Below are 12,460 nucleotides of genomic sequence, written 5' to 3'. Positions count from 1 at the left end.
GGAGAGAGGGGTCGAGCGGGGGTGGGGTCAGCCGGAGCGTCGACAGGACATGCTCGTGACGCGGAGCAGGTCCACGTGGCGACGGCTGACGAGTAGGAGCACCCCACCAGGCTACAACCCCCGCCCGGAGGCTCCGGGCGGTGCCGCCGGAGCCCCCGGAGCCCGGGGCCGCGCGCGGCCGGTGCCGGGGGCCGGTGGCGCGCCGGGCCGGGGCGCGCCGGGCCGGTCAGTACCCGGTGGCGCCGTCGATCCGCTCGCGCAGCAGGTCCGCGTGCCCGTTGTGGCGGGCGTACTCGGCCAGCAGGTGCACCAGGACGCGGCGCAGCGAGACCGGCTGCCCGGTCGCCCTGTGGGTGCCGGTGGCGTCCAGCGAGGGGGCGTCGGCGACGATCCGGCGGGAGACCGCCACCTGGGCGCGCCAGGTGGCGAGGGCCTGCCCGAAGTCCCCGTCGAGGTGCTCGAAGTCCTGGTCCGGGTCGTCGTCCGAGTAGTACACCAGCGGGCGGGACTCGTCCCCGGCGAACTGGATCTGCAGCCACCACTGCTCGACCCCGGCCAGGTGCCGCACCAGCCCGTGCAGCGTCAGCCCGGACGGCGGCACCAGGAACTCGGACAGCCGCTCGGCCGGGACGCCCGCGCACTTGAGCGCGAAGGTCTCGCGGTGGAACTCCAGGTAGGCGAGCAGGATCTCCCGCTCGTCGCCGACCAGCGGCGGATCGGCCCGGCCCGCGGTCTCGGACCAGGCGGGGGAGAAGTTCTGCGGCGAGGTGGTGGGTTCACTCATCGGGCCAGCCTGCCAGCCGCCACCGACGCCGGCCGCGGGCCGCCCGGACCCGGCGTGGCGCGGCTCGGCGGCGTCCCGTCAGGACGAGACGGCGAGTCGGACGGCGTGGTGGCGCGGGGTGTCGGTCTCGTCCGGCAGGGCGACGGCCGGGTCGGCGTGCGAGATCCGGCCGGGGCCCGTGACGGTGCCGACCGCGCCGGTGCACCGGCCGGCGGCCCCGGCGTCCGCGGCCAGGTCCACCGGCGGGACGACCATCAACCGGTCCACGCCGCCCGCCCCGGCGGCCGGCCGCCCGGACTCGGCGACGCGGCCCTGCGAGAACGCCCGGTACCCGTCCGGCACCACGCGCCCTGACCGCCTCCGTCCCACCCCCGCCCGGCCCGGACAGGCCCACCCCCGCCCGGCCCGGACCGCCCGGCCCGGACCGCCCGGTAGGGCCCGCGCCGCACCGCTCCGCCGGACTCGAGGCCCGGCTGCGCGGCGTCAGCCCCGGGGCGCCCACCGGGACGCTCCGCGCGATGGAGCGCGACCGCCGGCCCACCCGCACCGACCACGGCGGCGACCCGCCGCACGTCGAGCACGCCCTCACCGACCCCGGCACCTCCCCGATCGGCGTCCTGGACACCGCCCGCGACCGGGCCCGGACCCACCACGGCGGGAACCGACCGGCCGCCGCCCGCACCCGCGCGGCCCGCGGCGGACCGGCCTCCTTGACCCTGACCCGCGGGGCAGGGATTACCGTTCCGGCACTTTCCGCCCGCCCGCCCGGCCGTCCGCCGGGCCCTCCTGGAGGAGCCGTCATGAGTGTGCCCGAAACCGTCCGGGAGGTCCGGCTGGCCCGTCTCCCGCAGGGCCGTCCGGTCGCCGCCGACCTGGCCGTGGTGGAGACGCCCGCGCCGGAGCCCGGGGCGGGCCGAGTACTGCTGCGCAACCGCTGGTTCGTGCTCTTCCCCGGCCTGGCGACACTGCTCGGCGACACCCCGCCGGGGACGCCGTTCCCCGGGATCGGACCGGGGGAGACGCTGTTCGGACCGGCCGTCGGGGAGGTGGTCGAAGCCCCGGCGGACAGCGGGCTGCGGCCCGGCGACCTGGTCGCGCACGTGCAGGGCTGGCGGGAGTACGCGGTGGCGGACCCGGCGGCGCTCACTCCGCTGGGCGGCCGACTGCCCGACCCGGCGGCCCACCTGTCGCCCGGCGCGGTCGGGTACGGGGCGCTGACCCGGACCGCGCCCGTCCGCCCCGGCGACACCGTCCTGGTCACCGGCGCGGCCGGAGCCGTCGGCACGCTGGCCGGCCAGACCGCCCGACTGCTCGGCGCGGGCACCGTCCTGGGGACCACCGGCTCCCCGGCCAAGGCCGAGCGGCTGCGCGAACTCGGCTACGACGCCGTGCTCGTGGACGAACGCACGCCCGGCCCGGAGCGGGCCGAACGCTTCGCCCGGCAACTCGCCGAGGCCGCCCCCGACGGCATCGACGTCCTGCTCGACACCGTCGGCGGCCACCAGGCCGAGGCCGCCCTCGCCGCCGCCCGCCCCGGAGCCCGCGCCGCCCTGATCGGCGTCCTCTCCCACCAGCTCGACGGCACCCCCGGGAGCAGCGCCCCGCTCCGCCTGGACGCCTTCCCGCTCATCCTCAAGGGCGTCCGGCTGGCCGGTTACGCGAACGACGGGCACGCCGCCGCCGAAGCCGAGTGGCTGCCCCGCTTCGGCGCGTGGCTGCGCACCGGCGCCATCACCTTCCCGCACACCCGGATCACCGGCCTGGACCGGGCCCCGCAGGCGTTCCAGGAGATGATCGAGGGCCGGTACTTCGGCGCGGTCCTGGTGGAGCTGGGATAGGGGAAGCCGCAGGCCCCGGGGCCAGGGCCGCGACCGGGGACGCGCTGCCCGGCCGCCCGGCCGTCCGGGAGGGCGTGGCCGGGCGGACTCCGCGTGGCGGCCGGTGCCGCGCCGGGTGCCGTGCGGGTCGCCGTCCCCCGCGGGCTCCGCCACCGTCCCGTCCCCCGCGGTCCCGGCCGTCCCCACCGCCGAGCGCGGGCGGCGGGAACAACCGTCCGGTGGTGGCGGTTTGACGGGGCGGCACGGGGAGGAAGGACGCGCGGGGATGCGGATCGGGGACGCGGCGGCGGCCGCCGGGGCGACGCCCAGGGCGTTGCGGCTGTACGAGGAGCGCGGCCTGATGCCGCCGCCGGCCCGGACGGCCGGGGGGCAGCGGGACTACGACGGGACGGACGTGGCCCGGGTCCGGGTGATCCGGGGGCTGCTCGCGCTCGGGCTGACCATCGAGGACCTGCGCGGCCACGCCGGGTCCTTCGACCTGCTGGTCGCCGACCCGGCCCGGCGGTGCGGGAGCGCTTCCGGCGGGCCGGTCGTCCGGCGGCGGATCGCCGCGCTGGACGAGGAGATCGCCCGGCTCACCCGGCTGCGGGCCGCGCTGGCCCGGGCGGTGGAACAGCCGCTGCCGAGCTGAGAGCCGGAACGGGGCGGGCCGGGGCGGTCAGGGCGCGTGGTGCCGGGCGAGCTGGAGGGCCTCCCGGCGGAGCCGCCCGTCGCCGGTGCGGTCGGCCGTGGCGAGCAGGTGGCGGGGCAGGTCGGCCCGGAGGTCGGGGCGGTGGGCCAGCAGCCCGTACACCGACCAGAGCAGGTGCTCGCGGGTGAGCGGTTCGGTGTGCTGCGGGGGGTACCAGACGTCGTCGAAGCGCGGGCGCAGGGCGGGGTCGGTGAGCAGGGTGAGCAGCCGGTCGAGGTGGCGGACCGGCAGGTCGCGGTCGTAGGCGGCGGAGCCGTGTACGGCGGCGACGTACAGCGCCGGGTGGTCCTCGGTGAGCGTCTCGGAGAGGACGGCGCGGGCGCCGGTGGTGCCGGTGGGGGCGAGGGCGAGCAGCAGGGAGAGCCGGACGGACGGGTCGGCCTCGGTGCGCCACAGGCCGAGCAGGCAGCCGGGGTCGGGGGCGAGCGGAAGGGCGGCGCGGCGGACCGCCGGGTCCGGGTCGGTGAGCAGCGGCAGGGCGTGCGAGCGGTGCCGTTCGGGCAGGTCGGGGGCGGCGCGCAGCAGGCGGGCGAGCAGGACGGTGAGCGGGGCGCGGGCGGTGCCGGTGGCCGGGTCGGCGGCCAGGGCGAGCAGGAACGGCAGGGCGACGGGGGCCGCGGACGGGACGGGCCGGCCCGGTTCGGGGACCAGGCAGTGCAGCAGTTCGCAGTCCTCGGGGCGGGCGCCGCCGGGCCCGGGGGCGGCCAGCCGGCGCAGCACCCGCGGCACCATCGTCGCGGGGCTGGACCAGTGCGCGGTCTCCAGCCCCGTCCAGCGCTCGGTGTCCAGTTCGGCCAGCGACAGCTGGATGGCCATGCTCATTCCCCCGTACCGGGTACCGTCCGTACCCGCGTTGTCGTGCTCCGTGCAGACCGGCTGTCATTCTCGGCCGGGGCCGGGACGCTGTCGCGGGGGAAGACCCGCCTGGGATGAAAACTTTGCCGAGGCGATGCGGGGGAGTGACCGGAGGGGCGGCGGCGGGTGACGGAGGGGATCGGCGCGGTGGCCGACCGTCGCCGCCGCCCGCGCGAACGCACCGGGCGACGACGGTCGGTGACGGTCCGTCAGTCGATGCCGGACCCGACGTACTCGGCGAGGTGGCGCCCGGTCAGCGTGCCGCCGTCGGCGACCAGCGCGGCGGGGGTGCCCTCGAAGACGATCCGGCCGCCGTCGTGGCCCGCGCCCGGGCCGAGGTCGATGATCCAGTCGGCGTGCGCCATCACCGCCTGGTGGTGCTCGACCACGATCACCGACTTGCCGGAGTCGACCAACCGGTCCAGCAGGCCCAGCAGTTGCTCGACGTCGGCCAGGTGCAGCCCGGCGGTCGGCTCGTCCAGCACGTACACGCCGCCCTTCTCGGCCATCTGCGCGGCCAGCTTGAGGCGCTGGCGCTCGCCGCCGGAGAGCGTGGTGAGCGGCTGGCCGAGCGTCAGGTAGCCGAGGCCGACGCCGGACAGCCGCTTCAGGACGGTGTGCGCGGCCGGGGTGCGGGCCGCGCCGGTGCCGAAGAACTCCTCCGCCGCGTCGACGGACATCGCCAGCACCTCGGCGATGTTCCGGCCGCCGAGCCGGTACTCCAGCACCGCCGCCTGGAAGCGCCGGCCCTCGCACTCCTCGCAGACCGTCGCCACCCCGGCCATCATCCCCAGGTCGGTGTAGACCACGCCCGCGCCGTTGCAACTCGGGCAGGCGCCCTCCGAGTTGGCGCTGAACAGGGCGGGCTTGACCCCGTTGGCCTTCGCGAACGCCTTGCGGATCGGCTCCAGCAGGCCCGAGTACGTCGCCGGGTTCGAGCGCCGCGAGCCCCGGATCGGGCTCTGGTCGATCGCCACCACGCCCTCCGGCACCCCGCCGGCCAGCGCCGCGCCGTTCACCAGCGAACCGTGCACCAGCGAACTCTTCCCGGAGCCCGCCACGCCGGTCACCACCGTCAGCACGCCCAGCGGCACGTCCACGTCGACCTTCCGCAGGTTGTGCGCGTCCGCCCCACGGATCTCCAACACGCCGGTGGGAGTGCGCACTTCGGCCTTGAGTGCGGCCCGGTCGTCGAAGTGCCGGCCGGTGACGGTGCCGCTGGCGCGCAGCCCGTCGACGCTGCCCTCGAAGCACACCTCGCCGCCCGCCGCCCCGGCGCCCGGCCCGAGGTCGACCACGTGGTCGGCGATCGCGATGGTCTCCGGCTTGTGCTCCACCACCAGCACCGTGTTGCCCTTGTCGCGCAGCTGCCGCAGCAGCCCGTTCATCCGCTGGATGTCGTGCGGGTGCAGGCCGGTGGTCGGCTCGTCGAAGACGTACGTGACGTCGGTCAGCGAGGAGCCCAGGTGCCGGATCATCTTCACCCGCTGCGCCTCGCCGCCGGAGAGCGTCCCGGCGGGGCGGTCCAGCGAGAGGTAGCCGAGGCCGATCGCGGTGAACGAGTCCAGCAGCTGTCGCAGCGACTCCAGCAGCGGGCGCACCGTCGGCTCGTCCAACTCCCGCACCCAGTCGGCGAGGTCGCTGATCTGGAGGGCGCAGGCGTCGGCGATCGAGCGGCCCCTGATCTTCGCGGACCTGGCGCCCTCGTTCAGCCGGGTGCCCGCGCACTCCGGGCAGGTGGTGAAGGCGACCGCCCGGTCCACGAACTCGCGGATGTGCGGTTGCAGGGCGGCCCGGTCCTTGGCCAGCATCGACTTCCGGACCCGCAGCACCAGGCCCTCGTAGGTCATGTTGATGCCGGCGATCTTCATCCGGGTCGGCTCCCGGTACAGGAAGTCGTGCCGCTCCTGCTCGGTGTACGCGTCGATCGCCTTGCCCGGGTCGACCAGGCCGGACTCGCTGTACAGCCGGTAGTTCCAGCCACCGGGCCTGTAGCCGGGGATCGTCAGCGCGCCCTCGTCCAGCGACTTCGCCCCGTCGTACAGCTGCCGCAGGTCGATGTCCGAGACGCTGCCCCGCCCCTCGCAGCGCGGACACATCCCGCCGGCCCGCCCGAACGTCCGCTGCTCGGCCTGCGCCCCCTCGCCGCGCTCCACCGTGACCGCCCCCGCGCCGTGCACCGTCGGCACGTTGAAGGAGAACGCGGGCGGCGGGCCGACGTACGGGTCGCCGAGCCGGCTGAACAGGATGCGCAGCATCGCGTTGGCGTCCGTCGCGGTGCCCACCGTCGAGCGCGGGTCGGCGCCCATCCGCTGCTGGTCGACGATGATCGCCGTGGTCAGGCCGTCCAGCACGTCCACCTCGGGGCGGCTCAGCGAGGGCATGAAGCCCTGGACGAAGGCGCTGTACGTCTCGTTGATCAGCCGCTGCGACTCCGCCGCGACCGTCCCGAACACCAGCGAGCTCTTGCCCGAACCCGACACCCCGGTGAACACCGTCAGCCTGCGCTTGGGCAGTTCGACGCTGACGTCCTTGAGGTTGTTCACCCGGGCCCCGTGCACCCGGATCAGGTCGTGCCGGTCCGCCGGGTGCCGCCCGCCGTCCCGCCCGTCGTCCTGTCCGTCCTCGCCGTCCGGCCGCGCCGCGCCGCTCATCGTCCTCGTCCCTCCGTCCGGCGGTGCCCGTGGCGACGCCGCCGCCCCGATCCAACCATCCGGAACCGACGGGCACCGGTTCTCGTCCCCATCAAGCGCGGGTAAAGTGACCGGCCGAACCACCGGGAGGCGCCCCATGCGGACACAGAAGCGGACACCGGGCCGGAGACGGCCGACCCGACCGGTGCTCCCCGGAGTCCCGGAAGCCCCGGGAGCCCCGGGAGCCTTGGTGGCCACCGCGGCCGTGCTCGCCGCGCTGGCGCTGCTCGGCACCGCCGCCGCCCCGGCTACCGCCGCCGACCCGAGTGCTACGGCTTCGGCCACCGCGACCGCTTCGGCCACCGCGACCGCTCCGGCCACCGCGACCGCTCCGGCCACCGCGACCGCCCCCGCCGCCGGGCAGTTGCCCGCCGAGGCGTCCCAGGCCGAGCGGCTGGCCGCCGAACTGCGCAGGGACCCGGTCTACGTCTCCGCCGACCTGCCGCGCCGGATACCGCGTTCGCTCGCCCCGCAGTTCGCCGCCGTCGCGCGGCGCACCGGCGTGCCCACCTACGTCCTGGTGCTGCCGAACGCCGACCGGACCCTGCTCGCCCAGGTGCACGACCGGCTGGGCGCCGACGGCCTGTACGTGCTGGTGGGGGAGTTCGGCGACCTGACCGTCTCCGCGTTCGGCGTCGACCTCCCCGCCGCCGCCGACGCCGCCCGGATCGCCAACCGCGTCACCCCGTACGACGCCGGACCGCTCGCCGGGTTCACCGCCTTCACCGACCGGGTGGGCCGGGGCGAGGACCAGGTCGCCGCCGAGGCGCGCGCGACCGAACGCCGCGACGGCGACTACCCCCGGCGGTACATGTCCGCCACCGACCGGCAGAACCAGAACCTGCTGCTCGGCCTGGCCGTCGTGGTCCTCCCCGGCCTGCTGCTCGCCCTCGGCCTGCGCCTCTCCCGCCGCCGCCCGCTCCGCCGGTCCGGGGCCGTCGACCTGGGCAAGAAGCCCGCCGAGGGCCGCACGAAGCGCCCCACCAAGGGTCTGACGAAGAGCCCCGCGAAGGGTTCCGCCAAGGGCCCGGCGAAAGGCTCCGCGAAGGGCTCCGCGAAGCGGCCCGCCGCCGCCCGCGCCTCCGCCCGCGTCGCCGAGCCGCGGCACCGCGGCGTCCTCGCGGTGACCCTGCTGGCCACCGCGGCCGCCGTGCTCGGCGTGGTGTTCGCCGCGCCCGCGGTCTTCCCGCAGACCACCGACGGCCCCGACCTCACCGTCACCCGGGCCGACCTGGAGGCCCGCACCACCGAGGCCGCCGCCGCGCTCACCGCCGACGGCGTCTACCAGGACGCCTCCGCCCCGACCGTGCTGACGCCCGCCCAACTCGCGGCCGTCCGGCAGCGGATGGCCGACCTCGCGGCCAAGACCCCGGTGTACCTGCTGTTCACCGCCTCCGACTCCGACGACGAGAGCGAGGGCGACGGCGCCACCCTGCTCGCCCAGGTGCACCGGCGCACCGGCCGGGACGGCGTGTACGTCCAGGTCGACCCGGTCCGCGGCTACGTCGAACTCGCCGAGTACGGCCCCGTCGGCACGGACGCCCCCAGCCGGTTCCGCCGCGCCGACCTGCGCTACCCCGACCGCAGCACCGACTCCGACGACCTGCGCCTCCCGGACCGGCTGAACAGCGTCCTGGACCAGGTGGCCGCCGCCCGGCCCACCGGCGAACCGTCGTCCGGCGCCGGCCGCTCCGACCTGCCCGAACTGCGCGGCAACAGGCTGCCGCCGCTGTTCGGCGACGACTTCGGCGGCGGCCTGATCCTCGGCGCGATGGTGTACGGCCTCCTGCTGCTGCTCGCCTGGGCCGCGATCGCCGCCGGCCGGGCCGTGCTCCGCTCCCGGCGCGCCCTGGCCGCCGCCCCGGCCGCCCCGCAGCGCGCCCCCGGCCCCCGGCGCACCGCCGCCCGGCCGTCCACCCGCCACCTGCGGGCCTGGGCCGAGGAGGACGTCCGCGCCCTCGCCGTCCGGCTGGCCGCCGTCGACCAGGACGCCCCCGGCCGGGCCCGCGCCTGGGACTGCCTGGACGCCGCCGAACTCCTGGTCGGCGCGGACGGGTTGCGCACCGCCGAGCCGTCCGACCTGGCCGCCGCCACCGCCCTCGCCCGGGCCGGGTTCGACGCCCTGCACGGCCGCCGGGGCCCGCTGCTGTGCCGGCTCAACCCGCTGCACGGCACGGCCGACGGCGGCCGGGTCCCGTCCTGGTTCCCCGCCGTCGAGCTGGGCCCCGGCTCCGCCCAGCTCTGCTCCGACTGCCGGGACGCCCTCCGCAGCGGCGGCACCACCCGCGACCCCGTCGACCTGGCCACCCGCCGGGCCGAGGCCGACCGGCTGCTGCTGCGCCCGCCCGGCCCGGACGACCGCACCCGCCCCGCCTGGGACCAGGCCGGGCAGGTCCTGCCGTCCGCGCGCGAGGGCCTCGACGCACTCATCCTCAGGGCCAGGGAGTCCGCCAGTGTCCAGTGACCGCCGCACCCCGCCGACCGCCGCGACCGCGCCGACCGTGCCCACCGGGCGGGCGGCCTCCCGCCTCCCGGCCTCCCGCCCGTTGGCCTCCCGCCTGCTGGCCGTCCTGCTGCTGGCCTGCGCCGCCCTGCTCGGTGCCGGTACCGGCGCCCCCGCCCGGGCCGACGCCACCCCCGCCACCACGGCGACCGGCGCGAGCATCGCCGAGGCGCTGAAGACCTCCCCGGTGTACGTCGACCCGGCCTTCGCCGCCGCCGTCACCCCCGCCCAGCAGCAGCAGCTCACCGAGCAGATCGCCGCGACCGGACTGCCCGTCAAGGTCGTGCTGGTGCCGCTCCAGAAGGGCGACGCCTTCGACGGCAGCGCCAAGGCGATGGCCGCCGTGGTGCAGGAACGCCTCGGCCAGTCGCCGCTGATCATGGTCACCAGCGACGACTACGGCAGCTGGCTGAACGGCTTCGAGTGGCCCGCCGACACCCACCAGGTCCGCGACTCGGCCAACGCCGTCGGCCTGCTCAAGGAACTCAAGGACGCCGGACTGGCCGCCAAGGTCGGCCGGGTGATCGACCTGGTCGCCACCGGCAAGGGCACCGAGGTCTACAAGGCCGAGGCGGACCGGGTCGACCGCGAGTACTCGGCCCGCCCGCACACCGACGACACCCCCGGCGCGTCCTCCTCCTCGTCCGCCACCGGCCCGTTCGCGCTCGCCGCGGCGCTGGTGCTCGCCCTGGTGGTCGGCGCCGCCCTGGTCGCCCGCAGCCGCCGCCGGCCCCGGCACACCGCGTTCACCTTCCCCGACGCGGTGTTCGCCGCCGACCGGGCCGCCGACGAGGCCGGGCTGCGCCGCCAGGCCGCCGACGAGGTGCTCGCCCTCGGCGCGGCCCTGGACGAGGCCGACGGCTCCACCCCCGGCCTGGGCCGCGCCCTGGACGCCTACGACGCGGCCGGCCGGGTCCTGGACGGCGCCGACGGCATCCCCGACCTGGCCGGCGTGCTCGCCCTGGCCGCCGAGGGCCGCGCCGCGCTCGCCCCCGAACCCCGGCTGCCGCTCTGCTTCTTCGACCCCCGGCACGGCACCGCCGCCCGCCGCACCACCTGGCGCCCGCTCGGCCGCCGCGAACGCGTCGACGTCGCCGTCTGCGCGGACTGCGGCCAGGCCCTCAAGGCCCGCCGCTCCCCGCAGGTGCTCGCCGTCCGCGACCAGGGCCGCACCGTCCCCTACTTCGAAGTCCCCGCCGACCGCAGCCTCTGGGCCGCCACCGGCTACGGCTCCCTCCTCTCCGGCCCCGACGACACCCTCGCCGCCCGCGTCGGCACCGGCCAGTTCACCCGCGCCGCCCACCGCCACCGCTCCACCGAACCCCACCATGACTGACCCCCGCCCCCCTCACCCGGACGCCCCCCACGGCCACCCGCCGCCCGCCCCCGCCGGACCGGGCACGGCCTCGGCCGCCACCCCCTGCCCCGCCAACCGCCCGCACAGCCACGCCGCCTCCGCGGGTGTCCCCGCCACCCCCTCCCCGGCCAGCCGCCCCAGCACCTCGACGGCCTGCGACAACGTCACCGGCCAGGCCGCCCGCACCACCCGCAGCACCGCACCCCGCCCCGCCCCCGGATCGACCAACCGCACCACCACCGGCCCGTACCGCTCCAGCAGCGGCCCACGGACCCAGCCCGGCGCGTCCCCCTCCCCGAACCCCGGACAGCCGCCGCCCCCGCACCCCGCACACCGCAACTCCGCGTCCCAGCACAGCCGCCCACCCCGAACGGACTGCCCCACCTCCCGCCACGCCCGCGCCCCACACCCGCACACCACCGCCACCTCCGCACCCCAGCCCCGCACCCCGGCTCCCTCCATCCGTACCGGTATGTTCCCCCACCGGGAACGCGCCACCGAGAGGTGGCCACCGATGGAACTGGCCGACCGTCCTGGTCGTCACCGGCGCGGAAGACCGCTGCGGAGGCCGCCGCCGGCACCATCGCCGCCACCGTCCCGCTCACCCGCCACCTGCTCCCGCTGCCGCGCGCTTCCGCCGACGTGGTCAACCTGGTCTCCGCCGGCGCCGAGCCGCGCAACCACCGCTCCGCCTCGCACCCGGCGTTCTCCAGCGCCAAGGCCGCTCAAGCAGGCTTCGCCGACGTGCTCTCAGCCCGGCTGCGCCCCGAGGGCATCCGAGTGATCTCGCTCCACCCGCCGGACTTCACCGACGCCGGTCCGCTCGCCCCGTCCTGGAGCACCGCCGCCCGCACCTCCGTCGATCCGCTGACCGCCCGGTCGATGACCGATCGCGCCCTGTTCGCGATCTCCCAGCCTCGGGACTGCTTCATCCGTTCTTCCAGTTCGAGTAGCTGTGACGGTGACACCACCCGGCCGGGAACTGTCCGGCCGATCACTGGGTGAGTAGTCTCGGCTGGTGATCGATCACGGCATTGCTCTGCCCTTCTACCGCCTTCACCTCGTGCCCGCTGTTGTGGCGTTGGCCAGTCCGACATGGCAGCGAGAGGTGTGGCCGGATCCGGAGCAGTTCGAGGATCTCGACCACACGGTGCACGTGCTTTTCGATGACTTCTGCGATGCGAACAATCCGCTGCCGTGGTTGGGGCAGTCCCTTCGTACCAAGCAGGAAGTCGAGTTGATGTCCCGTCTCGGTGCTGCGTACAGCGCAGTGCAGGACTCGGTCGGCGCTGATGCCCGCGACGAGGTCTATCTGGATTCCCCTGGCTGGCCTGCTGTGGTCGCGGCCGCAGCTCGACTGGCCCAAGTGCTGGTGTCCAACGATCATGCGGCCCTGGCCGGTTTGCATGATGCCGGTTACCGCTGGCCGCTCGGCACCGACTCGGCTACGGCGACTACCACCACTGGCCGAGTGACAGGTCGAGCACAACCGTGAGCACAAGCAGGTGCGGGCCCGCGTCGAGCACGTCTTCGCGCGGATGAGGACCTGGAAGACCCTGACGGACTGCCGACTCAAGGGAGACGGCATCCACCACGCGATGCCCGGCATCGCCCGCCTGCACAAACTTCTTCAGGCCGCACAGACCAACGCCCCGGCAGTCAGCGAGCCTGGCTCTCGACCACCCCGAAGATCAGTTACGGGAACAGCCCTCAGGACGGCCGAAAGCCCCCTGCGGGAG

General features: G+C 76.3%; 11 protein-coding genes and 1 pseudogene. 7 read left to right on the top strand and 5 right to left on the bottom strand.

The window, feature by feature from the left end:
• Positions 1 to 27 precede the first annotated feature (27 nt).
• The 3 genes from K353_RS37185 to K353_RS16810 all read right to left on the bottom strand — a co-directional run bounded on the left by K353_RS37185 (position 28) and on the right by K353_RS16810 (position 1,129).
• The gene (locus K353_RS37185; protein WP_354644872.1) at positions 28 to 102 is read right to left on the bottom strand and encodes a putative leader peptide; all 75 of its coding nucleotides are present in this window, start codon (positions 100 to 102) and stop codon (positions 28 to 30) included.
• 124 nt (positions 103 to 226) lie between these two features.
• On the bottom strand, positions 227 to 784 hold the full coding sequence (locus K353_RS16815) for a DinB family protein (RefSeq protein ID WP_111554403.1): 558 nt from the start codon (positions 782 to 784) through the stop codon (positions 227 to 229).
• A 78-nt stretch (positions 785 to 862) separates the two neighbouring features.
• Positions 863 to 1,129: a hypothetical protein gene (locus K353_RS16810; RefSeq protein ID WP_111554402.1), complete on the bottom strand. Its 267-nt coding sequence runs from the start codon at positions 1,127 to 1,129 to the stop codon at positions 863 to 865.
• 455 nt (positions 1,130 to 1,584) lie between these two features.
• Here K353_RS16810 and K353_RS16805 point away from each other — a divergent pair, with 455 nt between their 5' ends.
• Both K353_RS16805 and K353_RS16800 read left to right on the top strand, forming a co-directional pair.
• Positions 1,585 to 2,622: an NADP-dependent oxidoreductase gene (locus K353_RS16805; RefSeq protein WP_111554485.1), complete on the top strand. Its 1,038-nt coding sequence runs from the start codon at positions 1,585 to 1,587 to the stop codon at positions 2,620 to 2,622.
• Positions 2,623 to 2,887: 265 nt separating this feature from the next.
• A complete protein-coding gene (locus tag K353_RS16800) occupies positions 2,888 to 3,253 on the top strand; it encodes a MerR family transcriptional regulator (RefSeq protein WP_111554401.1) in 366 nt (121 codons plus the stop codon).
• A 27-nt stretch (positions 3,254 to 3,280) separates the two neighbouring features.
• Here the strand turns inward: K353_RS16800 and K353_RS36870 are convergent, their stop codons facing one another.
• Complete coding sequence (locus K353_RS36870; RefSeq protein ID WP_111554400.1) at positions 3,281 to 4,129, bottom strand: hypothetical protein; 849 nt, start codon at positions 4,127 to 4,129, stop codon at positions 3,281 to 3,283.
• 248 nt (positions 4,130 to 4,377) lie between these two features.
• On the bottom strand, positions 4,378 to 6,822 hold the full coding sequence (locus K353_RS16790) for an excinuclease ABC subunit UvrA (RefSeq protein WP_111554399.1): 2,445 nt from the start codon (positions 6,820 to 6,822) through the stop codon (positions 4,378 to 4,380).
• A 229-nt stretch (positions 6,823 to 7,051) separates the two neighbouring features.
• On the opposite strand from K353_RS16790, the gene K353_RS36865 reads away from it, so the two are divergent.
• From K353_RS36865 to K353_RS16760, 5 genes and pseudogenes are all read left to right on the top strand, one after another.
• Positions 7,052 to 9,325, top strand: a complete 2,274-nt coding sequence (locus K353_RS36865; protein ID WP_111554398.1) for a hypothetical protein — start codon at positions 7,052 to 7,054, stop codon at positions 9,323 to 9,325.
• Positions 9,315 to 10,700 (top strand): hypothetical protein, encoded by a 1,386-nt coding sequence (locus K353_RS16780; protein ID WP_233533632.1) that lies wholly within the window; start codon positions 9,315 to 9,317, stop codon positions 10,698 to 10,700. The genes K353_RS36865 and K353_RS16780 overlap by 11 nt, the downstream gene beginning before the upstream one ends.
• Before the next feature lie 525 nt (positions 10,701 to 11,225).
• The gene (locus tag K353_RS16770) at positions 11,226 to 11,726 is read left to right on the top strand and encodes an SDR family NAD(P)-dependent oxidoreductase (protein WP_199528126.1); all 501 of its coding nucleotides are present in this window, start codon (positions 11,226 to 11,228) and stop codon (positions 11,724 to 11,726) included.
• 13 nt (positions 11,727 to 11,739) lie between these two features.
• Complete coding sequence (locus K353_RS16765) at positions 11,740 to 12,216, top strand: hypothetical protein (RefSeq protein ID WP_233533631.1); 477 nt, start codon at positions 11,740 to 11,742, stop codon at positions 12,214 to 12,216.
• Positions 12,203 to 12,358 (top strand): annotated as a pseudogene (locus tag K353_RS16760) (IS5/IS1182 family transposase); the annotation flags it as partial. The gene K353_RS16765 and the pseudogene K353_RS16760, both read left to right, overlap by 14 nt.
• Positions 12,359 to 12,460: the final 102 nt, after the last annotated feature.

This window comes from Kitasatospora sp. SolWspMP-SS2h, assembly GCF_003259315.1.
Taxonomy (GTDB): domain Bacteria; phylum Actinomycetota; class Actinomycetes; order Streptomycetales; family Streptomycetaceae; genus Kitasatospora; species Kitasatospora fiedleri.
Note: the sequence above shows the minus strand (reverse complement) of the source record. Positions and strands in the feature narration are given on the sequence as shown.